At 73.7% G+C, this 21,997-nt stretch carries 21 protein-coding genes and 1 pseudogene; 7 read left to right on the forward strand and 15 right to left on the reverse strand.

Features of this window, described 5'->3' with window-relative positions; genetic code table 11:
• Positions 1-69 precede the first annotated feature (69 nt).
• From ELR47_RS08245 to ELR47_RS18290, 11 genes are all read right to left on the reverse strand, one after another.
• Positions 70-1,806, reverse strand: coding sequence for a glycoside hydrolase family 13 protein (locus ELR47_RS08245; protein WP_130649463.1), 1,737 nt, complete (start codon positions 1,804-1,806; stop codon positions 70-72).
• A gap of 82 nt (positions 1,807-1,888) precedes the next feature.
• Complete coding sequence (locus ELR47_RS08250) at positions 1,889-2,938, reverse strand: NAD(P)/FAD-dependent oxidoreductase (RefSeq protein ID WP_130649464.1); 1,050 nt, start codon at positions 2,936-2,938, stop codon at positions 1,889-1,891.
• Between the two features lie 83 nt (positions 2,939-3,021).
• Entirely contained in the window at positions 3,022-5,307 is a 2,286-nt protein-coding gene (locus ELR47_RS08255; protein ID WP_130649465.1) for a molybdopterin-dependent oxidoreductase, read from the reverse strand.
• Positions 5,308-5,326: 19 nt separating this feature from the next.
• Positions 5,327-6,304 (reverse strand): oxygenase MpaB family protein, encoded by a 978-nt coding sequence (locus ELR47_RS08260; RefSeq protein ID WP_165403948.1) that lies wholly within the window; start codon positions 6,302-6,304, stop codon positions 5,327-5,329.
• 162 nt (positions 6,305-6,466) lie between these two features.
• A complete protein-coding gene (locus ELR47_RS08265; RefSeq protein WP_130649467.1) occupies positions 6,467-6,880 on the reverse strand; it encodes a hypothetical protein in 414 nt (137 codons plus the stop codon).
• A 45-nt stretch (positions 6,881-6,925) separates the two neighbouring features.
• Positions 6,926-7,345: a hypothetical protein gene (locus ELR47_RS08270; RefSeq protein WP_130649468.1), complete on the reverse strand. Its 420-nt coding sequence runs from the start codon at positions 7,343-7,345 to the stop codon at positions 6,926-6,928.
• A gap of 45 nt (positions 7,346-7,390) precedes the next feature.
• Entirely contained in the window at positions 7,391-7,594 is a 204-nt protein-coding gene (locus ELR47_RS08275) for a hypothetical protein (protein WP_130649469.1), read from the reverse strand.
• Positions 7,591-8,433: an MBL fold metallo-hydrolase gene (locus ELR47_RS08280; RefSeq protein WP_205745518.1), complete on the reverse strand. Its 843-nt coding sequence runs from the start codon at positions 8,431-8,433 to the stop codon at positions 7,591-7,593. The genes ELR47_RS08275 and ELR47_RS08280 overlap by 4 nt, the downstream gene beginning before the upstream one ends.
• A 28-nt stretch (positions 8,434-8,461) precedes the next feature.
• Positions 8,462-9,727 (reverse strand): putative manganese transporter, encoded by a 1,266-nt coding sequence (locus ELR47_RS08285; protein ID WP_165403949.1) that lies wholly within the window; start codon positions 9,725-9,727, stop codon positions 8,462-8,464.
• A gap of 122 nt (positions 9,728-9,849) precedes the next feature.
• Positions 9,850-10,683, reverse strand: a complete 834-nt coding sequence (locus tag ELR47_RS08290; RefSeq protein WP_130649471.1) for a manganese catalase — start codon at positions 10,681-10,683, stop codon at positions 9,850-9,852.
• Positions 10,684-10,817: 134 nt separating this feature from the next.
• Positions 10,818-11,873 carry a histidine kinase dimerization/phospho-acceptor domain-containing protein gene (locus ELR47_RS18290; RefSeq protein WP_130649472.1) on the reverse strand — a complete coding sequence of 352 codons (1,056 nt, stop codon included), beginning with the start codon at positions 11,871-11,873 and terminating at the stop codon, positions 10,818-10,820.
• On the opposite strand from ELR47_RS18290, the gene ELR47_RS08300 reads away from it, so the two are divergent.
• Both ELR47_RS08300 and ELR47_RS08305 read left to right on the forward strand, forming a co-directional pair.
• Positions 11,845-12,591, forward strand: coding sequence for a response regulator (locus ELR47_RS08300; RefSeq protein ID WP_205745519.1), 747 nt, complete (start codon positions 11,845-11,847; stop codon positions 12,589-12,591). The two genes, ELR47_RS18290 and ELR47_RS08300, sit on opposite strands and share 29 nt — an antisense overlap.
• A gap of 37 nt (positions 12,592-12,628) precedes the next feature.
• On the forward strand, positions 12,629-12,823 hold the full coding sequence (locus tag ELR47_RS08305; protein ID WP_130649474.1) for a hypothetical protein: 195 nt from the start codon (positions 12,629-12,631) through the stop codon (positions 12,821-12,823).
• 13 nt (positions 12,824-12,836) lie between these two features.
• Here ELR47_RS08305 and ELR47_RS08310 read toward each other — a convergent pair whose 3' ends face one another.
• The 3 genes and pseudogenes from ELR47_RS08310 to ELR47_RS08320 all read right to left on the reverse strand — a co-directional run bounded on the left by ELR47_RS08310 (position 12,837) and on the right by ELR47_RS08320 (position 15,338).
• Complete coding sequence (locus tag ELR47_RS08310; protein ID WP_130649475.1) at positions 12,837-13,388, reverse strand: hemerythrin domain-containing protein; 552 nt, start codon at positions 13,386-13,388, stop codon at positions 12,837-12,839.
• A gap of 125 nt (positions 13,389-13,513) precedes the next feature.
• Positions 13,514-14,199: pseudogene (locus tag ELR47_RS08315) on the reverse strand (response regulator).
• On the reverse strand, positions 14,196-15,338 hold the full coding sequence (locus tag ELR47_RS08320) for a sensor histidine kinase (RefSeq protein ID WP_130649476.1): 1,143 nt from the start codon (positions 15,336-15,338) through the stop codon (positions 14,196-14,198). Before ELR47_RS08320 ends, ELR47_RS08315 begins: the two are co-directional and overlap by 4 nt.
• Before the next feature lie 154 nt (positions 15,339-15,492).
• Between ELR47_RS08320 and ELR47_RS08325 the strand changes: the two genes are divergently transcribed.
• The 4 genes from ELR47_RS08325 (at position 15,493) to ELR47_RS08340 (ending at position 20,248) form a co-directional block, all read left to right on the forward strand.
• Positions 15,493-16,434, forward strand: a complete 942-nt coding sequence (locus tag ELR47_RS08325; RefSeq protein WP_130649477.1) for an ABC transporter ATP-binding protein — start codon at positions 15,493-15,495, stop codon at positions 16,432-16,434.
• A complete protein-coding gene (locus ELR47_RS08330; protein WP_130649478.1) occupies positions 16,434-17,276 on the forward strand; it encodes an ABC transporter permease in 843 nt (280 codons plus the stop codon). Before ELR47_RS08325 ends, ELR47_RS08330 begins: the two co-directional genes overlap by 1 nt.
• A gap of 116 nt (positions 17,277-17,392) precedes the next feature.
• Positions 17,393-18,535 carry an iron ABC transporter substrate-binding protein gene (locus ELR47_RS08335; RefSeq protein ID WP_205745522.1) on the forward strand — a complete coding sequence of 381 codons (1,143 nt, stop codon included), beginning with the start codon at positions 17,393-17,395 and terminating at the stop codon, positions 18,533-18,535.
• A 51-nt stretch (positions 18,536-18,586) separates the two neighbouring features.
• Positions 18,587-20,248, forward strand: a complete 1,662-nt coding sequence (locus ELR47_RS08340; protein ID WP_130649479.1) for an ABC transporter permease — start codon at positions 18,587-18,589, stop codon at positions 20,246-20,248.
• 48 nt (positions 20,249-20,296) lie between these two features.
• Here the strand turns inward: ELR47_RS08340 and ELR47_RS08345 are convergent, their stop codons facing one another.
• Complete coding sequence (locus ELR47_RS08345; RefSeq protein ID WP_130649480.1) at positions 20,297-21,394, reverse strand: ABC transporter ATP-binding protein; 1,098 nt, start codon at positions 21,392-21,394, stop codon at positions 20,297-20,299.
• 177 nt (positions 21,395-21,571) lie between these two features.
• Here ELR47_RS08345 and ELR47_RS08350 point away from each other — a divergent pair, with 177 nt between their 5' ends.
• Positions 21,572-21,949 carry a hypothetical protein gene (locus tag ELR47_RS08350; protein WP_130649481.1) on the forward strand — a complete coding sequence of 126 codons (378 nt, stop codon included), beginning with the start codon at positions 21,572-21,574 and terminating at the stop codon, positions 21,947-21,949.
• Positions 21,950-21,997 lie beyond the last annotated feature (48 nt).

The raw sequence follows: 21,997 nt of genomic DNA on the forward strand, positions 1-21,997 counted from the left end.
GCACCGCTGGCCACGGTGGCCGGTCGGGCACGCCGTCGACGGTGGTCCACGGGTGGGGAGCGGCGGTGCTCAGCCGGCGCGACGCAGGACGCGACCTTCCCACGGTCCGAGATGCAGCTGGTCGGGCGTGCCCGGCTCGCCCACCAGCACCTCGGCGTCGCGCCACCGCCGGGCGTCCTCCAGCGGCACGTCGCGTGGTTGGCCGGAGAAATTGCCCAGGACGAGCAGTTCGACGTCGTCGAGGCGTCGGGTGAAGACGTACAGGTGCGCGTCGTCGGGCAGCAGCAGCGTGAAGTCGCCGTGCACCACCACCGGTTCGGTGTGGCGCAGTTCGATCAGCCGCCGGTAGTGGTGGAAGACCGAGTCGGGATCGTCGACCGCCGCGCGCGCGTTGATGGTCGCGAAGGTGGGGTTGGGTGCGATCCACGGCTCACCGGTCGTGAACCCGGCCTGTGGCCCGTCGTCCCACGGCATCGGTGTGCGCGCGTTGTCCCGGCTGCGTTCCCGCAGCTGCGCCAGGATCCGCTCGGGGTCGGCGCCGTCGGCGACGGCCTCGGCGTAGTGGTTGACCGACTCGATGTCACGGAAGTCCTCGATGCGGTCGAACGAGGTGTTGGTCAGCCCCAGTTCCTCTCCCTGGTAGACGTAGGGCGTCCCCCGGTGCAGGTGCAGGACCGTGCCCAGCATCTTGGCGGCCGGGACGCGGTGGTCGCCGTCGTCGGCGAATCGCGACACCGCCCGTGGCTGGTCGTGGTTGTTCCAGTAGAGGCTGTTCCAGCCGCGGTCGGCGAGCCCGACCTGCCAGCGTGCCAGCGAGGCCTTCAGCTCGCGCAGGTCCAGTGGGATCGCGTCCCACTTCGACGCCTCGTGGTCGAGCTGCACGTGCTCGAACTGGAACACCATGTCGATCTCGCGCCGGGCCGGATCGGTGAAGCGCCGGGCCTCTTCGAGCGTGACGCCGGGCATCTCGCCCACCACCATCGTCGGCCGGTCGTGCGGGGCGATGACCTCGCGGTGCAGCTCGTGCAGGAACTCGTGGATGCGCGGACCGGAGAAGAAGTACGGCGAGCCGTCGCCGTACCGACCACCCGGATGCACGATGCCGTCGGGCAGCGCGGTGTCCTTGGAGACGAAGTTCACGACGTCCATGCGGAAGCCGTCCACGCCGCGGTCGAGCCAGAAGCGCATCACGTCGTACAGGGCGGCGCGGACCGCCGGGTTCTCCCAGTTGAGGTCGGGCTGCTTGCGGGAGAACAGGTGCAGGTAGTACTCGCCGGTGGCTTCGTCGAACGCCCACGCCGGACCGGAGAAGAAGCTGCCCCAGTTGTTGGGCTCGGCGCCCGGCGTCCCCGGCGCCATCCCGTCACGGCCGGGCCGCCACCAGTACCAGTCCCGCTTGGGGTCCTCGACGCTCGATCGCGAGGCCACGAACCAGGGGTGCTCGTCGGAGCTGTGGTTGAACACCAGGTCCATCACGAGCTTCATCCCCCGCGCGTGCAACCCCTCGACGAGGTCGTCGAGGTCGGCGAGGGTCCCGAAGGTCGGATCGATGTCGGTGTAGTCGGCGACGTCGTAGCCGTTGTCGTCCTGCGGGGAGGGATAGACCGGCGAGAGCCACAGCACGTCGACACCGAGCTGCGCGAGGTAGTCCAGGCGCGAGGTGATCCCGGCCAGGTCACCGACGCCGTCGCCGTCGCTGTCGGCGAAGCTGCGTGGGTAGACCTGGTAGACGACCGCCGTCTTCCACCACTGCTCACCGGACCGGTCGACGTCGACGGAGCTCGGAGCTGGTGCGGCATCGTTCACGGCGGGACGTCCTCGGGCTCGGTGGAGGGTGGTGGCAGTGCAGCCGTTCACGACCCGGCTGTCCAGCTCACGGCCGCCGGTGTCAGGCGCGTGGGGTGACGTCGGGCTCCTCGTCGTCCTGATCGGCGGGCACCAACGGGGAGGCGTCGGGTGCCGAGCTCGGCGACTCGGGCGAGGTCGTGTCACCGTGGAGCGACTTCGCACACGCGACCCCGGCGGTGGTGCCCTTGCCGATCGCGACCGCGACCAACTGCATGCCGTGCGTGACGTCCCCGGCGGCGTAGACGCCCGGAACGGTGGTCTGTCCCTCGGCGTCGGCGACCAGCACCCCCTCGGCATCGACCTCGCAGCCGAGTGAGCTCGCCAGCGACAGGTCGGCGTCGTGGGCGATCGAGAAGAACACCATGCCGGCGGCCACCACGCGGCCGCTGGCGAGGCGGACGCCCTGCAGGGACCCGCGGGTGCCGAGCAGTTCCTCGGCGGGGTCGTCGGTCACGAAGTCCATGCCCAGCCGGGTGCAGGCGTCGAGCTGCTCGGCCGAGACCTGCGGCGAGGGCCCGTCGGTGACGATGGTGACCGAGCTGGCCCAGTCGAGCAGCTCGGAGGCGAACGCCGGCACGTGCGGCCCCCAGCCGAGCACGACGACGGGCTTGTCCCGCGCGTCGAACCCCTCGCAGCTCGGGCAGTGGAAGACGTCGGCGCCGTAGTGCTCCTCGAAGCGTTCCAGTGCGGGGAACGCGTCACGGACACCGGTGGCCAGCACCACCCGGCGGGTCGCCACCTGCCGACCGTCGTCGAGCGTCGCGACGAACCGACAGTCGTCCTTCGCGTCGGGGTCGCCGACGAGTTCGACGACCCGGCCCTCGAGGCGGGTCACGTGCGGGTAGCGGGTGAGTCCCTGTCGCAGGCGCTGCTGCAGGTCGTCGGGGGGGATCGGGTCGAGCCCCGGGATCCCGTTGACCTGGTCCACCCACCGGTTGCGCGGCTCACCGGCGTCCACGAGCAGGGTCCGCCGCCGGTAGCGACCGAGCCACGTCGCGGCGGACGCGCCGGCGGGACCGCCGCCGACCACGACGACGTCGACCTGGTCGGGCAGAGCGGGGACCGGCGTCCCCGTCGGTGGGGCGGACATGGGCAGCCTCTGGTCGTCGGGCCGCGAGCCTGCCCCCCGACGGCCGGGAACGGCGGTGGCCGATGGCGCCGTCCGGCCGGCGGTCAGCTGCGCACGGGCGCCCGACGCTCGTGGCCCCGTCCCGTCGCCGGTGTGGCGCCCGCGCTCGGGGTGTCGTCCGTCGCGGGCGTGACGTCGACGGGGATGCCGTTGAGCACGGCGGTGCCCGACAGCACGTCGAGCTCGGCGGCGTCGGTCAGCAGGTTGCTGTTGACGCCGTTGCCACGGCGGGCCTCGGTCAGCTCCACGCCGTCGAGGTCGGAGCCGAAGCCGTGCGGCAGGCTCACGACCCCCTCGCGCAGGTCGTCGGTGACCTCGACGCGCGCCACGAGCTCGCCGACCCGCGAACGCACCGTCGCCCGGCCGCCGTCGACCAGTCCCTCGCGGGCGGCGTCGGCCGGCGACACCTGCAGGGTGCACAGCGACCCGCCGCGGAGCCCGGCGACGTTGTGGGACCAGGAGTTGTTGGTGCGCAGGTGCCGTCGCCCGATCAGGACCAGACCGTCGGTCGACGGTGCCGCGAGTTCGTCGGCCAGGGCTTCGATCCCGGGCACGAGGAGGTCGGGCAGCACCTCGACGCGTCCGGACGCGGTGTTGACGACCTCGTCGAGTCGCGGCTGGAGCGGCCCGAGGTCGACGCCGTGCGGGGCGGCCTCGAGATCCGCCAGGGTCAGGCCGTCCGGATCCTGTCCGAAGCCGTCACCGGAACGGCCGGCTCGCAGGAGCAGGTCGAGCAGCCGCTCGGGACCGACGCGGTCACCGACCGCGGCGAGCAGCGCCTGCGGGTCGCGCTGCGCGACGCGCGCCGACGGATCGGTCACCAGCTGCTCGGCGAGCTGGTGGGCCACGAAGGCGTCGGCGGCCGCGAGGTCGAGCGGTGGCCGCTGGCCCAGGACCACGGCGGCGAGGCCGAGCAGGATCTGCCACTCGTCGAGCTGGCCCGCCGGTGGCGCGAAGGTGGCGGGGGAGTAGTTGGCGACGTTGCGCACGGCGAAACCGGTGAAGGTGAGGTCGTAGTGGGAGCGTTCGAGCACCGACGGCGGCGGCAGGAGCACCGTGGCGTGCCGGGCGGTCGCGGTGACGTGGGTGTCGACGGCCACGACCAGATCGAGGCCGGCGATGGCGGCGTCGAGCCGGCCCGCGTCGGGCGAGGAGATCACCGGGTTGCCGGCGAGCACGAACAGGGCCCGCAGTTGCCCGTCGCCGGGGGTCTCGATCTCGTCGGCGAGCGTGGCGACGGGCAGCTCGCCGATCACCTCGGGCAGGCCGCGGACGCGGCTGCGCCAACGGCCGGCGGTGAACGGCCGCCGCGTCGGCCGGTGGTGTGCGGGGGCGGCGAACATCGCGCCGCCCGGGCGGTCGAGGTTGCCGGTGAGCAGGTTCACGACGTCGACCAGCCAGCTGGTCACGGTGCCGTGACGGACCGTGGTGGTGCCCAACCGCCCGTACACGCAGGCCCGCCCCGCGGCGGCCAGCTCCCTCGCCAGCTCGCGGACGGCCTCCGCCGGGATGCCGACGCGTGGTGACACCACCTGCGGGGTGAACGGCGACAGTCGTCCGCGCAGGGCATCCAGTCCGGTCACACGCGGGGAGTTCAGGACCTCGCCGTCGACCAGTCCCTCGGCCAGCAGCACGTTCGCGACGGCGGCGAGCAGCAGCGCATCGGTGCCGGGGCGGACGGCCAGGTGCCGATCGGCGCGCGCCGCCGTGCGGGTGCGGCGGGGATCGACGACCACGAGCCTGCCCCCGCGCCGCCGTAGCGCATCGAGCCGGCCAGGCAGGTTCGGGGCGGTCCACAGCGAGCCGTTGCTGACCCGGGGGTTGCCGCCGAGGACGACCAGCAGGTCGGTGCGGTCGATGTCGGGGACCGGCACGGCCAGCGGGTCGCCGAACATCGCGCCGCAGGACAGGTGTTTGGGCAGCTGGTCGACGCTCGAGGCCGAGAACACCTGCCGCGTGCCCAGCGCCTTGAGCAGCGGTCGCACGTAGAGCTGACCGGCGAGATTGTGCACGTTGGGGTTGCCGAGGTAGACACCGACGGCGTCGCGACCGTGCTCGGTGAGGATCGGCGCCAACCGTCGGCCGATCTCGTCGAAGGCCTCCTCCCAGTCGACCTCGACCCAGCCGCCGTCGCGCCGCACCCGGGGACGGGTGAGCCGGTCGGGGTCGGCGTGGACCTCGCCGATCAGGGCCCCCTTGGGGCACAGGTAGCCGGCGCTGAACACGTCGTGTTCGTCGCCGACGACCCGGACGACCGTGTTCCCGTCGAGCGTCAGTCGCAGGCCGCAGGTCGCCTCGCACAGCGCGCAGGTCCGGATGGCGGTGGCCAAGGCGACGTCCTCCCGAGCGTCAGGAGGCCACGCTATCGCTCTCGGGGGCACCGGTGCCCCTCGCGCCGTCGGCACGTCGGGTGGCGGCCTCGACGCTGGGCGAGGGGCCGGTGGCCGCCCGCAACGCGGTCAGTGCGACGCGGGCCTGCAGCACCGCGGCCCGGGCGGCGGTGCGCGGAAGGTCCAGTTCCAGGGCGCGGCGTTCGTGCGGCTCGAGCGAGCCGATCGCACCGGCGTACAGCACGAGGTAGGCCCCGCGGACCGAGGCGGGCAGCGGTGGCCAGCGCAGGAACCGCAGTGCCGAGCGCCCCTGCTCGTTGACACCGAGCTCCGGGGCGAAGTCGGCGAGCGCAGCGTCGAGTTCGTCCTCCGTGCGGGGCAGGACACCGTCGTCGAGCAGCGGCAGTGCCACCCGGCCCGCCCGCAGCTCGGCCTGCGCTCGTTCGTCGGCGAGCAGCCCGTCGACGTCGACGGCGGGGTCGAGCAGGGCAGCGATGCGCGACTGTTGGAGAACGAACGCGTCGCGCCGCTCCGGTCCGAGCGGGCGCGGCGACCACGCCCGGTCGGCGACCAGGAACGAGGAGGTGAGGGCGATGCCCACCCAGGTGAGCAGTCGCGGGTCGTCCGCCCGGTAACGGCGGCCGTCGGGCGCGGTGCCGTGCACGTGCGGATGGACCCGACGGACCTGTCGGGCGACCCGCAACGCCTCCGGCGTCGAGCCGAACGTCGAGGCGGTGACGTACGCCGAGGTGCGGTGCAACCGGCCGAGCGGGTCGGTCCGGAAGGCGGAGTGGTCGGCGACGCCGGCCATGGCCAGCGGGTGCGCCACCTGCAGCAGCAGGGCCCGGAGGCCGCCGGCGATCGCGGCCGGTTCCCCGATCACCTGCCACGACGCCGAACCGGGGCCGCACAGCCCCGGGTCGCCCGCGCCGGTGGCCGGATCGAACGGCGGCGGGCCGAACAGTCGCCCGAGCTGCCAGCGCACCAGCGCGCGCACGCCCGGGAGTCCGAGGGAGGGCCCGAGGGAACGTTGGCGTCGAGTCATGTCCCCAGCGTGCCAGCGCCCGCGTGTCCGTGACGGCGTCGACCCGGCCCATCCGTCCCGGCACCGTCGACGTTCGTGCCGTCACCGACTGCGAGGCCACGCTGACGGGACGGCTCAGGGCGACGGTGGGTCGCCGTAGCCGCGCAGGACCTCGTCGAGCGCGAGCTGCACCGGCGGGTCGGGCGGCGCGGCGGCGGGCGCCTGCGGTTCCTCACCGGTGAGCGCTGACCACCACCACCGCAGTCCTCGGGGCGGATTGCGCAGCCCGAGGTCCTCGAACCGACCGTCGATCCGGTCGAGGAACGCCAGCTCGGCGACGACGATGTTCACGACGTCGCGCACGAGCGGGTCGCGGGGATAGTCGGCGCGCAGCATGGGGACGACGTCGGTGCGGGTCTCGACCGACGCGTAGCGGCGCGCGGTCGCCGGCTCACCGGCCACCGCGAGTCGGCTGCGGGTCTCGCGCCACAACAGCCGCTGGCGTGCGAACCAGTCCCACGCGTACGCCGGCGGCCCCGACCATGCCACGTCGACCTCCTCCGCGACCACGCGAGCGTAGACCCGGAGCGGCCCTCAGGCCCCGACGCCGCGGATCCCCGCACTGACGACACCGATGGCACCGAACACGAGCACCAGGGCGACGACCAGCCCGCCGGCCGCGGTGCGTCTGGCCTGCACGGCCACGTCGGCCTTGCGTGCGCGCCCGATCGCGACGTGGGCGACCACGAGCGCCGCCAGCGCCAGCAACGGATGCAGCATCGACACCAAAAACGACGGGTGCTCCCAGTACCGACCGAGCACGAAGATGGCGAGGCCGCCGAGGATCTGGATGTCGATCAGCACCGCCGGCAGCACGAAGTTGCGGGCGGCGAAGGGGCGGTCGCGGTCGACGACGAATCCCGCGATCGCCGCGGTCAGCACGACCAGAGCCACGAGGTACCCCAGGAACTGGTGTGCGGTGGCGATGACGTCGAGGTTGAGGCCGGTGTCCATGGTGCTCCAGGTCGCTACGGAAGGTGCGGGGAGGGCGCGAGCGGCTCAGCGCTCCGTGCCGGGATCCTCCTGCCAGGTGGATTCGGTGTCGTCGTCCTCGCCTGGCGGGTCGACCATGTCGGCCGGGTCGTCGGTCTCGACCGGCGCGTCGGTGTCCGCGTCGAGGTCGGCGTCGCCGCAGCCGGTCAGGGTCGCGCCGGCAGCGAGAGCCAGGGCGGCCAGGGTGGTGGTCGGGCGTCGTCGTATCACAGTTCCTCCTCGAGCAGCGAGAGCGGCAACGTGTTCCCCCGCCCCAGGTAGACCACCTCGGTGTCGAGCGACGCGTCGTCGACGGCGGTGCGAAAGTCCGACAGGGGCGAGCGGAAGACCGTGTAGTCGTCGTAGTGGACCGGGACGGCCGTCCGCGGACGGACCAGTTGCAGCAGTTGCCGTCCCTGGGTCGCGTCCATCGTGAGCAGGATGCCGGCGATGCGCGTCCCTCCGAGGTGGACGATCGCCAGGTCGACGTCCGGGAACCGGCGCGGGATCTCGTGCAGGCGCTCGTGCAGCAAGGTGTCGCCGGTGACGTAGCAACGGAGCGGCCGTCGACCCGGCGAGGTGTACTCGAGCAGGCTCCCCATCACCGGCGGGAGCACCTTGGCCAGCGGGTCGGGGGCGTGCTTGCCCGGCAGCGAGGTGATGGTCAGGGTGGTGTCGTCGCGGGTCAGCCGGTGGATCTGCCAGGTCCGCAGGGCGACGGGGCGACGAAAGCCCTGACGGCGCAGCTTGCGTGCCGCGTGCGGCGTGGTGACGATCGGCAGGGACTTGTCCAGCCGTTCGATGGCGACCTCGTCGAAGTGGTCACCGTGATGGTGCGAGAGCAGCACGAGATCCAGGGCTGGCAGTTCGTCGATGTCCATGGCGGGGTCGAGCAGCCGACGCGAGCGCAGCCCACCGCCGAGCTTGGCGTGCTCGCCCTGGTGCAGGAAGTTGGGGTCGGTCAGCAACGTGAACCCGCCGAGCCGGAGCAGCACCGTGGCGTTGCCGATGAACGTCAGTCCCTCGGTGGGCACGTGACCCGCGGACGGGCGGCCCTCGGATCCGGACACGGTACGTCTCCTCGTCAGGCGCACAGCATCAGGCACCGAGCCCGACGGCCAGGGCGAGCGCACCGACCAGGAGGCCGGGAACCGTGGTCAGGACACTGGCCGCGACGGCCGAACGTCGGTCCATCAGCAGCAGCGGCAGCAGCGCGTCGCCGTCCTGGCTCAGGGCGTTGGCGAGCAGCGTCGGCAGCGGCAGGCCGCCGCTGGCGTACAGGCCGGTCAGCACGATCTGCGGGGCACAACCGGGGACCAGACCGAGCGCGGCACCGGCGAGGACGCCGCCGAGACCCGCCAGCGAGGCCAGCGCGACCATCGACAGGCCGAGTTCGGCGACCACCGCCATGCCGACGAACGCCACGGTGACCCACACGGCGATGCGTGCCGACTCGAACGCGGTCGCGTGCAGCACCTCGACGACCTCGGAGGTCTCCCGGCGGGGCCGCCCGTCACGGCGGGCCCGTCGCTCGCGCCACGCCAGGACCCCGGCCGTGACGGTGCCGGCGAGTCCGACCAGCAGGCCGAGATCGGCCGGGCCGGTCGCGAACCGGTCGGCGATGGTGTCGACCTCGGGTTGCAGCAGCACCGGGACGACGAGCAGGGCGCCGAGCGTGACGAGCAGCCAGTAGATCACGGGGCCGAGCGTGTCGGAGGCCCGCGCGCCGAGCCGGTGACCGAGTCGCAGGCCGTGCGGTCCGCCGGGGGGCGGTGACCCCGGCCCGTCACCACCGGTCGCGGACCGATCGTGGTGGCCGTGGCCGGGCAGGTCGGGGGCGGGCAGGTCGGGGGCGGGCAGGGGAGTGCGGCAGCACGCCGCGCCCGGTGGGACCGACGCGACCGGCGGCGCCGACGACACCGACGTCGTGGCACGCGCCGACAGGCGAGCGGCGGCGTCCTGCCTCGTGCGGGGGGACCAGCCCACGGCGTCCACCGCATAGCCGCAGACGAGGCCCGTGACGAACAGCACGGCGTGGAGCACCACGGCCAGGCCGGGATCGGCGGCGAGGATGACGAACGACGAGTCACCCATCGTCGCCACCAGGGCCGCCACCACCGTGCCGAAGGAGACCTGCCCGCGGACGTAGAGCGGCATGACCAGTACGGCGCCCCCGCAGCCGGGGAACACGCCCGCGACCGCCCCCAGCAGCGGACCGGCCCGCCACCGGGCGGCGAGGAAGCGCGCCAGACGGTCGCCGTAGCGCCACTGCAGCAGACCGAACAACCCGATCATCGAGGCCACGAACACGGTGACGTCGAGGAACGCTTCGGCCGCCGGCACGACCACCAACTCGAACAGCACGGGCACTGCTCCCGTCGCTCAGGACGATAGCGGCAGCGCCGGGCGGCGCCGCCGAAGGACGACCGTGGCAGGTGCCCGGGGGCCGGGTGGGAGTCGGCCCCCGCGCCCCCCGGGCGCGGACCTCAGCTGGGGCCCGGGGTGCCCTTGGCGAACAGGTGCGGCGCCGGCTTCGGCGGCATCGGGACCGGTCCCTCCGGCGTGGGCTCGGTGACCGAGAACTCCCCCTTGCCGTCGGGAGCGGGGCCGTTGGCCCAGGGACCCTCCACCCCCTGGCCGCCGTCCGACAGCGGCCAGTAGGTGTAGGCGTGCGGGCTGTGCTCCTGCTCCTGCGGGAAGTCCATCGGCACCGGCGTGCCGTCGACCATGTCCGCCTCGAGCTCCTGGATGGCCGCCAGCCACATGTTCTGGTGCATGGTGTCGCGGGCGATCAGGAAGCTCAGTGTCTCCTTGACCCCGGCGTCGTCGGTCATCTTGTAGATGCGCGAGGCCTGCAGACGGCCCTGCGACTCGGCGGTCACGTTGAAGCGGAAGTCGGCCAGCAGGTTGCCGCTCGCCTGGGCGAACGCCCCGCTCCAGGGGTTTCCGGCACTGTCGGCCGCCCGTGGGCCGAGGCCGGCGACGATCGCGTGCTGCGGGTTCATGCCGCCGATCACGGCGGCCAGCGACGGGTCGTCGGCCATCGCGTGCTCCTGCTCACCGGCCGGCGCGTCCTCGAGCAGCTTCGCGATCAGCGTGGAGAGGATCTCGATGTGCGCGAGCTCCTCGGTGCCGATGTCGAGCAGCAGGTCCTTGTACTTGCCGGGCATGCGGCAGCTCCAGCCCTGGAGCAGGTAGCTCATGGACACCGAGATCTCGCCCCACTGGCCGCCGAGCAGCTCCTGCACCTTCTTCGCCAGCAGCGGGTCGGGCCGATCGGGCTGCGCCTGGAACTGCAACGCCTGCTTGTGGAAGAACATGCTTCGTGTCCTTGTCTCGCCAGGGTCGCGCCGCGGTGACGCGCCGGACACCGACCGAAGCGCGCCGCCGGAGCGCCCGCGAGACGCCCGCGGGCCAACCCGTGGCCCGCCGGGGTCAGCCGGTGGTCGTCCGGTCAGGGCGAGCCGACCGGAGGCGGCGGGGTCGGCTCGCCCGACGGCAGGCAGAGCACGGCGTCGTGGTGCCCTGCGCTGCGGCGATGCTCGACCCGCCCACCGAGCGAGTGCGCCAACGCGTCGACGATGGGGATGCCCAGGCCGGCGCCGGCGGTGGTGGTCCCGGTCGCGGAGCGGACACGGCTGCGTACCCGCAGTCGCAGTTCCCCACCGACGAGGGCCCACGACACGGCGACGGGCGCGTCGGACGCGCCGTGGCGGGCGGCGTTCTCCAGCAGGTTGGTGACGATCCGTCGCAGCCGCACCGCGTCGCTGTGCACCGTGGTGTCGGCTCCGACGACGTCGAGTCGTGCCGCGGGGATGCCGCAGGCCGAAGCCGCTCCGAGGACGAGTTCGGGCAGCGCGACGGGCCCGGCGCGGGCGACCGGCGGGCCGAGCACGTGCGGCGGCGCCGTCGGCGCGCGGCGGGTCGGCTCGGCGCCCGGACCGACGCTGCGGTCGCGCAGCCCGGCGCTGAAGTCGCGCACGTCGTCGAGCATCGCCGCCAGGTGCTCGGTGTGCAGCGCGACCAGTTCCAGCGCCTGCCGGCGCTCCTCGGGCCCGAGCCGGTCGCCGTCACCCAACGCGCGGGTCAGCGACCCGATCGAGGAGATCGGTGTGCGCAACTCGTGCACCAGCACGTCGAGGACATCGCGATCGTCGACGTTCGACGCGGACGTCCCGCTCGCCGACCCGTCCGTCGGTTCCGACGTCTTACCGGCGCCAGGCGATCGCCGGTGGCGTTCGGCACGTGCCAACCGCGTCGCGAACCTGCCGCCACCGAGGACGAGTGCGCCGAGCGCCAGGGACGCGCCGGCCAGCGCCCGTCCCGCCGGCCACGGTGGGCGATCGGCCCCCGGCTCACCCATGTGGGTACCACCAGGTACCCGACCGCGGGGCCGCGGTCGGCCATCCCGACCTCGTCGGCGGCGACGTCGACTCACGACGCGACGGGCACACGCGGTGGTCGTCGCAGAAGGGACTCGGGTGGGACCGACCATCGACATCGTCGTCATCGACGACCACGCCCTGTTCGCGCGGGGCGTGCAACTCTTGCTCAACGCGGCGGGTGACCCGCGCGTGCGCGTCGTCGCGACCACGGACGCGCCACACCGGGCGGCGGAACTGGTGCGCGGGTACGCCGCGACCGTCGCTCTCGTCGACCTGGCCATGCCGGACCCGGGAGGGCTGGCCGTGGTCGCTGACCTGCGACGACGCTTTCCGCATCTGCGCATCCTCGTGCTGTCCGGGGTGGAGGGACTGGAGGCACCGCTGACCGCCCTGGCAGCCGGCGCCGACGGGTTCCTGCCCAAGTCGAGCGACCCCGAGGCGTTGGTGCAACCCCTGCTGAGCGTGGCCGAGGGCTGGCAGGTGATGTCCGCCGAGCTGTTGCGCGAGCTCGTCTCGCGTGCGCGCCGCCCGGCGACGACGGGCATCCCGGCGTTGACCGCCGACGAGCAGCAGTTGTGGCGGCGTGTGGCGGCCGGCGCGAGCAGCGACGAGCTGGCCCGGGAACGTCACGTCTCCGAGCGCAGCGCCAAACGGCAGGTGGCCGGCCTGCTGCGCAAGCTCGGGGTCGGCAGCCGCATCGAGGCGGCCGCGCTCGCGGGCCGCTGCGGGCTGCTCGACGACGCCACGGACGAGTCCGTGGCGGTCGGTGACCGCCGAGGGCCGCCCGCAACGCGGCCCGGTGAGGCCAGTCGTTGGCACGGTCGGACACCCGTCGGCGCGTAGCGTCGCCGGGCCGGCGACGACGACGAGGAGCGGGCGCGTGGACGAACGGGCCGCCGAACTGGTCGAACGTACGGTCGCGGACCTGCGTGCGGCGTTGGCGGCCCGTCGCCCGGGTGGGCACGGCGCGTTCGAGGACGAGCTGCGGGACCTCGAGCGCCTGCAACTGGCCGGCGACCAGCTGCTGCACGCGCTGCGCCGCCAGGCGCTCCACGTGCAGCAGCGTCGCGGATAGCCGCCGGGGACGGTCAGCGACCGGCGTCGCGGACGGCGTCACGGGCACGGTCGAACACCCCGACGATCGGCCCGACGGCCGCCCGGACGCCAGGATGCTGAGGGGTGTTGGGGTGCGGACGGGTCGGGCCCGCCGCGCGCAGCTTCTCGAACCGTCCTCCGAGCTCGCGTCGACGCTCGTCGGAGAGGTGCTCGCGCAGGCGCGGGAACTCGTCGCGCTCCTCGTGTTCGGCGTGGCCGACGATCTCCTTGCGCAGCCGGGCGACGGCCGTGCTGAACTCCGTCGAGTCGACCTCGACGTCCTGCACCTCGGCCAGCAGCTCCTCGCCGCGGGACTCCTCCGCGAGCACCTGCTCGGCGAGCTCCTCGCCGCCGGGGACCTCGTCGCGCAGGGCCTTGTGCACCAGCGCCTCCTCGGCGGCCTCGTGGCTGGCGAGGGCCGCGACGAGGTCGTGGAACAGCTCGACGCGGCGTTCCCCGGCGGCGTTCTCGAGCTCGTCGAACATGCGGCGGAACTGGTCGTGATCGGCCTGCAGGACGTCGATGATGTCGCGGTCGTCGGCCATGGGGCGTCCGTCCTTCACGTGGGGTCCTGGTGTCCCGGTCGGGCACCTCGACGGAGCGTGCGCCGGGCCGACCTCGGTGCACCGTCGCGGTCCGTGTCGACGGGCGACCGTCCCTGCCAGTTCGACTAGCCGGCGGTGGGCCGACCGCCGGTGGGCCGGGCCGAGCTCAGCAGCCCGAGGTCGAGGGCGCGCAGCACCGCGCGGGTCCGGTCGCGGACACCGAGCTTGAGCAGGATGCTGCTGACGTGGTTCTTCACCGTGCCCGGCGCCAGGTGCAGGGCCTCGGCGATCTCGCGGTTGGCGAACCCGCCCGCGAGCAGGCGCAGCACCTCGAGCTCCCGGCCGGTCAGCGGTTCGTGCGCACGAGCGGCGCGTCGCCGCCCGCGGGGGTGTCGCGGGTGAGCGCGTGCAGCAGCCGTTCGGTGACGGCGGGCTGGACCAGGCGGCCGCCGGTGGCCAGGGCGCGCACCGCGGCGACCAGCTGCTCGAGCGTCACGTCCTTGAGCAGGTATCCCCGCGCGCCGGCACGTAGGGCCTGCAGCACCAGCTCGTCGTCGTCGAACGTGGTGAGCACCAGCACCGGCGGCGACTGCTCCCAGGTGGCCAGCTCCCGCAGCGTGGCGATGCCGTCGCGGCCGGGCATCTGCAGGTCGAGCAGCACGACGTCGGGGGCGTGTTCGGCGATGGCGGCGAGCGCGGCGTCCCCGTCGGCCGCCTCGGCCACGACCTCGACGTCCTCGGCGAGCGCCAGCAGCTGCTCGAGCCCTTGGCGCACCAACGTCTGGTCGTCGACCACGCACACGCGGATCACGGTGCGGCCGTCGCGGGCAGTCGCGCCGCGAGCGCGAACCCCTGCTGCGGACCGGTCGTCCACTGCAGCTCGCCACCCAGCGCGCCGAGGCGCTCGCCCATGCCGGTCAACCCGTTGCCGGCCACCACCCGGTCCGCGCCGCGACCGTCGTCGCGGGCAGAGACCGTCAGGGTGCCCGTCGGGTCCTGCTCGATCCGCAGCCACAGGTTGTCCGCGTCGCTGTGGCGGACCGCGTTGGTGACCATCTCCTGCAGGCAGCGCACGAGCGCCGCGGCACGTTCCGGATCGACGGCGACGTCGTCGTCCACCTCGACGTGGACGTGGGGTCGTGGGACCTGCAGCGCGATCGCCTCCACGGCCGCGCGCACGCTCGGGGCGGGATGCCGCAGTTCGCCGACGGCAGCGCGCACGTCGCCGAGCAGTTCCTTCGCGAGCCCGCGCGCCCGGTCCACGGCTGCCTGCTGGGCCGGCCCGTGCTGGTGGGTGGCGACCTCGAGGTTGAGGGTGAGCGCGGTGAGCTGGTGGCCGACGAGGTCGTGCAGTTCCCGGGCGATGCGCAGCCGTTCCTCGTTGCGGCTGTCGGCGGCGAGCATGGCCTGGGCGGCCTCGAGCTGGGTGTTGACCTCCGCCAGTCGCTCGCGGGCGGCGGCCTCGCGCACCTGCCCGGTGACCACGAGCATCGCGAACGCCTGGAAGCTGCCGTAGACCATGGTCATCAGCAACATTTCGGTCCAGCCGACGTCGCCGGCCACCAGCAGGACGGCCACGACGCCCGTCTGGAGGGCGACCACCCACGCGGCGCCCCGGGTGCCGAGCACGTAGGCGGCGCTGGCCGCGGACACGACCAACAGCACGGCCGAGAACCCGAACGACATCGACAGGCCGAAGACCACCAGGCCGGCCAGGACCTGCACCGCCAGCAGCACCCGGGCGTCGAGCGGGACCAGGCGCGCGGGCAGCACGTCGAAGCCCAGCAGGGTGGCGAGGTGGACCAGGTAGGCCGCCCACCACCAGCCCGGTGCCGTCCCCGCCAGCGTGCCGGCGCCGAACGACGACTCGAGCGCGACGGGGACGCCCACGGCGAGGCTCGCGACCAGCCCGGTCGCGATCGAGACCCGTTCGAGCGCCGTGTCGTCCACGCGGGCGAGCCTACGTCCGCCGACCGCCGTGGGGGAGTGCCAGAGGTCATGGCCCGCCTCGTGACCGGTGGCACACGACCGTCGGCAGGCCCGTCCGTAGCGTCGGTCGAAGCGGCGCCCGCCCCGGGTGCCCTCGTCCTCGCAGGAGTCGCCCATGTCCGCGGTCGTCGAGCTGCACGCGGTGACCAAGCGCTACGGCACCGTCGATGCGCTCGCCGGGCTCGAGCTCGCGATCGAGCCCGGTGAGCTCGTGGCGGTCCTCGGGCCCAACGGCGCCGGCAAGACCACCACCTTCGAACTGCTGCTCGGCCTCGCCCGGCCGAGCGCCGGGACGGTGTCGGTGCTGGGCCGCACGCCGGGGTGCCGGGCGAACCGGTTGCGCACCGGGGCGATGCTGCAGGGGGCCGGGCTGCCCGAGCAGGTCACCGTGCGCGAACTGGTCACCCTGCTGGCGGCCGCCTACCCGGTCGCCGACCCGGTCGACGACGTGCTCGCCCGCACGGCACTGGCCGACCAGGCCCGGCGCACGGTCACGTCGCTGTCGGGCGGCGAGCGTCAACGGCTGCTGCTCGCGATGGCCATCGTCGGACGCCCCGAGCTGCTCGTGCTCGACGAGCCGACCGCCGCGATGGACGCGGCCTCCAAGCGCGCCTTCTGGGAGCAGGCCGACGTGGCCGTCGCGTCGGGCACGACGGTGCTGTTCGCCACCCACGACCTCGTCGAGGCCGACCAGGTCGCGGAGCGCGTGCTGGTGCTCGGCGGTGGACGGTTGCTCGCCGACGCCACGCCGCGGGAGCTCAAGTCGCTCGTCTCCGGCAAGGTCCTGACCGCGACGACCGACGCCCCGCTCGCCGTGGTCGCCGACCTGCCGGGCGTCGACCGCGTCGACGTCGTCGTGCCCGCCGGAGCCGACGGCCTCGCGCGGGTCGTCGTCCGTGGCGAGCAGCCCGAGCAGGTCGTGCACGGACTGCTGCGCGACGGGTGGCGCCTGGTCGACCTGACCGTCGCCGACGCCCAGCTCGAGCAGGCCTTCCTGCGCCTGACGGCTCCCGGCGCGCTCGACGCGCAGCCGCCCCACCTCCTCGAGGTCACCTGATGAGCACGACCGTCCCCACCCCCGCCCGTCTGCCCGCGTCCGCGCCGCTGCGGTTGCTGCTGCGCACGCTGCGCCAACAGGTCCGCGTCGAGTTCTCCGCCACGCTGCGCGCCGCGGAGTTCGTCGGTGGGGCGCTGGCGATCCCGGTCATCCTCTACGCCATGTTCGGGTTGCCGGTCGCATCGCGGGTGCTGCCCGGCGGCGCCAGCGTCGGTGCCATGATGGCGGTCTCGTTCAGTGCCTACGGGGTCGTGTCGCTCGCGATCTTCACGTTCGGTGACGAGCTCGCCAAGGAACGCGGCCGCGGCTGGACCCGGACGCTTCGGGCCACGCCGCTGCCCGAGGGCGTGCACCTGGCCGGCAAGACGGTCATGGCACTCGGCCACGGTCTGCTCGTGGTCGTCGCCATCGGGCTGGTCGCCACGCTCGTCGGCGGGGTGCGCTGGACCGCGCTCGAGTGGGTGCGGGTCGCCGCCGTGCTCTCGACCGGGGTCCTCGCCTTCAGCACGATCGGTTTCGCGCTCGCCTACCTGGTGCGGCCGCGGGCGGCCTCGATCGTCGCCAACCTGGTGTTCCTGCCGCTGTCGTTCTGCTCCGGCTTCTTCTTCCCGATCGCCGATCTCCCCGAGTTCCTGCAGCGGCTCGCCCCATGGCTGCCGACCTACCACTTCGGGCAGCTCGCGTGGCGACAGGTCGGCAGCGCACGGGACGTCGAGGCGTTCGTCGGCGTGGCCCCGCGACCGGCGTCGGTGCACCTGACGTGGGTGCTCGGGTGCTTCGTCGTGTTCGGGGCGCTGGCCGTCCTCGCCGCCCGGCGGGAAGCGGTCGCCCGACGGTCGTGACCCGCGGCCCGGGGGACCGGCCGGCCGGTTTGGGCAACGCCATCGAACGAGGTTAGGCTGCCCTCACTTCGCCCGCCGTTGTCGGCGGTCCCCCGACGCGACCTGGAGCACCACCCGTGCGTACCCCTCGACGTGCCGCCGCCGTGCTGGCGGCGGTCGCCCTGCTCGCCGCCGCCTGCGGTGGCGGTGACACCGCCGACGACACCGCGACCGACGACGCCACCACCGACGGCACGGCGACCGACGACCCGGCCACCGATGACGCGGATGCGACCGACACGGACGCGGCCGGCGACGAGGCGACCGAGGACCACGCGGCCGCGGGCGACGCGGAGCCGCTGACGGTCTACTCGGGTCGCAGCGAGGAGCTGGTCGGGGAGGTGCTCGCGGGCTTCGAGGAGCAGACGGGCATCCCGCTCGACGTGCGCTACGGCGACACCGCGGAACTGGCCGCCACCATCCTCAACGAGGGCGAGGCGTCGCCGGCCGACGTCTACTTCGGACAGGACGCCGGCGCGCTGGGCGCGCTGCAGGCCGAGGGTCGCTTCGCCGCCCTGCCCGACGACCTCGTCGAACTGGTCGAACCGGCGTTCTCCTCGACCACGGGCGAGTGGGTCGGCGTGACCGGCCGGGTCCGCGTGCTGGCGTACAACACCGAGACGCTCACCGAGGACGAGGTGCCGGACTCGGTGCTCGAGCTCACCGACCCCGCCTGGTCCGGCCGGGTCAGCTGGGCACCGACGAACGGCTCGTTCCAGGCCTTCGTGACCGCCATGCGGGTCACCGAGGGGGAGGACGTCACCCGCGAGTGGCTCGAGGGCATGCTCGCCAACGACGTGCAGGTGTTCGAGAACAACGCCTCACAGGTCGAGGCCGTCGGACGCGGGGAGGTCGACGTCGCCCTGGTCAACCACTACTACCTGCTGCGCTTCACCGCCGAGGACCCCGACTTCCCGGTCGCGAACAAGTACCTGCCCGGGGACATCGGCGGGCTCGTCAACGTCGCCGGCGTCGGCGTCCTCGACTCCAGCGACCAGCCCGTCGAGGCCGAGCAGTTCGTCGCCTACCTGCTCAGCGACGACGTGCAGCACTACTTCGGCACCGAGACCAACGAGCGCGAGTTCCCGGCGGTCGAGGGCGTTGAGGCCACCGACCTGCCGACGGTCGAGGAACTCGACCCGCCGGCGATCGACCTGTCCGACCTCGAGGACCTGCAGGGCACGCTCGCCCTGCTGCAGGAGACCGGTGCCCTCGAGTAGCCACCGCGTCACGCCGGCCGGGAATCGGTGCGCACCGCTACCGTCGTCGTCATGGATCGCGACCTGTCCGGCGTGCTGGCCGACCCCCTCGGTGAGCCGTCCGAGCCGCCGGCTCCCACCACGCCCGCACGGCGTCGGTGGGGGTCGGTCCGCGCCTCGCGGACCCACCCGGTGGTGTGGGTGCCCGCGCTGCTGGTCGCGCTCGCCATGCTCGTCCCGGCGGCCTTCCTCGTCGTGCAGGCGAGCGAGCTCTCCGGGGAGCGCATCCAGCAGCTCGTCACGGCGCCCGAGACGCTGCGGCTCACCGGTCGCACGCTGTTGCTCGCCGGCAGCGTCACGGGCGCCAGCCTGCTCCTGGGCGTACCGATCGCCTGGCTGACGGTCCGCTCCGACCTACCCGGTCGGCGATTCTTCGCCGTCGCGACCGCCCTGCCGCTGGTCATCCCGACCTACGTGGGGGCCTACGCCCTGGTCGCGGCACTCGCGCCGGGCGGGCTGGTGCAGGACTGGTTCGGGTTCCGGCCTCCCTCGCCCTACGGGTTCTGGGCGGCGTTCACCGCCCTGACGCTGTTCACCTTCCCGTACGTGCTGCTGACCGTGCAGGCGGCGCTGCGCGGCCTGGACCCGTCGCTGGAGGAGGCGAGCCGCTCGTTGGGGCGCGGGCCGCTGGTGACCTTCCTGCGCGTCACGCTGCCGCAACTGCGTCCGTCGGCGGCGGCCGGCGGGTTGCTGGTGACCCTCTACGTCCTCAGCGACTTCGGCGCGGTGTCCATGCTGCGCTACTCGACCTTCACGCGGGCGGTCTACCTGCAGTACCGGGCCGCGTTCGACCGGGCACCCGCGGCGCTGCTCGGGGTGTTGCTGGTCGCCATGACGGTGGTCTTCCTGGTCCTCGAGGCGCGCGTCGCGCGCGACCGCGGTGGACAGTTCGGGATCCGTGGCAGCGGCCGGGCGGCGAGCCGGGTCCCGCTCGGGCGGTGGCGATGGCCGGCCGTGGCGTTCTGCTCGAGCGTCGTGATCGCCGGACTGGTCCTGCCCGTCAGCGTGCTCGTCTCCTGGCTGGTCCGGGGGCTGCGGGGCGGTGAGGCGTTCACCGCGGTCGCCGGACCGGCCGGGCGGAGCCTGCTCGTCGCCGCACTCGGTGCGCTGGCGGCCGTGGCGTGTGCCGTGCCGATCGCCGTGTGGGCGGCCCGCAGCCGGTCCCGCCTGGCGCGCCTGGTCGAACGCGCGTCGTTCACCGGCTACGCCCTGCCCGGCATCGTGGTCGCGCTCGCGCTGGTGTACGTCGGGATCCGCACCGTGCCGGCGCTCTACCAGACCCTGGCGATGCTGGTGTTCGCCTACGTGGTGCTGTTCCTGCCGCAGGCGGTCGGTGCCGTGCGGACCTCGCTGCTGCAGGTCAACGCCAACGTCGAGGACGCGGCCCGCATGCTCGGGTCGTCGCGCCTGACGACACTGCGGCGGGTGACGTTGCCGCTCGCGCGGCGCGGCGCCCTCGCCGGTGGCGCGCTGGTGTTCCTCACCGCCCTCAAGGAACTGCCGGCCACGCTGCTGCTGGCGCCGACCGGCTACGACACGTTGGCGACCCGGGTGTGGTCGGCGACCACGGAGGCGTTCTTCGCCCGGGCGTCGCTGCCGGCGCTGGCGCTGATCCTGCTGGGCTCGGTCCCGCTGGCGGTGTCGATGATCCGGGAGCGCCGCGAGCGGATCTGACGGCGTCGCGAGGTGGGCGTGCCCCGCTCGTCACGTCGCTGGGCCCACTCAGGCCGGGGCGAGCACCGCGGGAGCCGGTGCCGGCTCGTCGTCGAACACGACCACCGGACCCTCGACGCTGACCTCGACCCGGTCGCCGCGCCGCAGGTCCATCGCCGGTCCACGACGCGCGCGCAGCAGGCGCCCGTCGGCCAGGCGAACCTGCACCAGCTGGTCGTGCCCGAAGTAGGCGATCGCGGTCACCACGGCACTGCCCGCGTCGTCACGGGCCAGGCGGAGCGACTCCGGGCGCACGACGACCGCTCCGCTGGCGGACCCGAGCGCCCGGGTCGTTCCCAACCGCCCCAGCGGGGTGTCCACCGAGAACCGGTCGGCGCGGGTGCCCGGCAGTACGTCCGCCTCGCCGACGAACTCCGCCACGAAGCGGCTCGCCGGGCGGGTGTAGAGCGTCTGCGGGTCGGCGACCTGGTGGATGCGGCCCCGGTGCACGACCGCGACCCGGTCGGCCAGCGACAGGGCCTCCTCCTGGTCGTGGGTGACGAACACGGCGGTGGCCTCGGCCGCACGCAGGATCGCGCGGACGTCCTCGCGGACGGTCGCACGCAGGGCTGCGTCGAGGTTCGAGAACGGCTCGTCGAGCAGCACCAGGCCAGGCTCGGGAGCCAACGCACGGGCCAGCGCGACCCGCTGCTGCTGTCCACCCGAGAGCGCAACCGGCAGCCGGTCGCCGTAGCCACCGAGGTCGACCAGGTCCAGCACCTCGGCCACGCGCCGCCGCCGCGCGCTGCGCGAGCACCCGGTCAACCCGTAGGCGACGTTGCGGGCGACGCTGAGGTGGGGGAACAACGCGTAGTCCTGGAACACCATCCCGATCCGGCGCCGTTCGGGCGGCAGGAACGTGCCCGGGCCGGCCACCAGCCGGCCGTCGATGGCGATCGAGCCGGCGTCGGGGGCGAGCAGTCCGGCGATGGTCCGCAGCGCGGTCGTCTTGCCGCACCCCGACGGACCGAGCATGGCCGTGAGGCTGCCACGGGGGACGACGAGGTCGAGGTGGTCGACGGCCACGGTGCCGCCGAACCGCTTGTGCAGTCCGGCGACGACCAGCGCGGCATCGGCGTCGGTCCGGGTGGCGTGCGGCGCGGTCACGGGACCTCGGGCGGATCGGCGAACAGGAGGTGAGGCTACCCTTCGGCTCGGGTCGGCGTCGAACGGTGGTCCGTCGTCGACACCGGCTTTCGTCTCCGGTCCGCGCTCGTTATGGTCCGGGGTCGTCGGACCGTTCCACGCGGCTCCGACGTCGTCTCTACGCCCGCTGGAGGAATCGTGCGCCCCACCCGCCGTGCTGCCGGGCTGCTCGTCCCGCTCGTCGTGCTCGCCGCCGCCTGCGGTGGCGGGGACGCCGTCGACGAGGCGACCTCGGCCGACCCGACCGAGGACGTCCAGACCGAAGAACCCGACGAGGACGAGGCGCTCGACGAGGTCGACGAGGTCGAGGACGTCGAGGAGCCCGACGGCGCCGACGACGAGGCGGAGCCCGAGCCGGCCGACACCGGCACCACCGGTGCGCCGGCCGACGACGTCCCGCTCGAGGGGACCAGTGCGGTCGACACCGACGACGTCTGGCTCGACGGCACGAGCGCGGTCCCCGGCGGGGACGTCGAGTGGGGCACCAGCGCCGAGCCGGCCGACGACCTCGGCTGACCGGCGCCGCACGGCGCGCGGAGCGGGCCCGCCCGCGCGCCGGGGTAG

The organism is Egicoccus halophilus (genome assembly GCF_004300825.1).
Taxonomy (GTDB): domain Bacteria; phylum Actinomycetota; class Nitriliruptoria; order Nitriliruptorales; family Nitriliruptoraceae; genus Egicoccus; species Egicoccus halophilus.

Bases quoted from the DNA above. Each gene is read 5' to 3' on its own strand.
- ELR47_RS08310 (WP_130649475.1), bottom strand. From the start codon at position 13,388: ATGGCCGACGACCGCGACATCATCGACGTCCTGCAGGCCGATCACGAC.
- ELR47_RS08250 (WP_130649464.1), bottom strand. From the start codon at position 2,938: ATGTCCGCCCCACCGACGGGGACGCCGGTCCCCGCTCTGCCCGACCAG.
- ELR47_RS08325 (WP_130649477.1), top strand. From the start codon at position 15,493: ATGTCCGCGGTCGTCGAGCTGCACGCGGTGACCAAGCGCTACGGCACC.
- ELR47_RS18290 (WP_130649472.1), bottom strand. From the start codon at position 11,873: ATGACGACGATGTCGATGGTCGGTCCCACCCGAGTCCCTTCTGCGACG.
- ELR47_RS08290 (WP_130649471.1), bottom strand. From the start codon at position 10,683: ATGTTCTTCCACAAGCAGGCGTTGCAGTTCCAGGCGCAGCCCGATCGG.
- ELR47_RS08270 (WP_130649468.1), bottom strand. From the start codon at position 7,345: ATGGACACCGGCCTCAACCTCGACGTCATCGCCACCGCACACCAGTTC.
- ELR47_RS08330 (WP_130649478.1), top strand. From the start codon at position 16,434: ATGAGCACGACCGTCCCCACCCCCGCCCGTCTGCCCGCGTCCGCGCCG.
- ELR47_RS08340 (WP_130649479.1), top strand. From the start codon at position 18,587: ATGGATCGCGACCTGTCCGGCGTGCTGGCCGACCCCCTCGGTGAGCCG.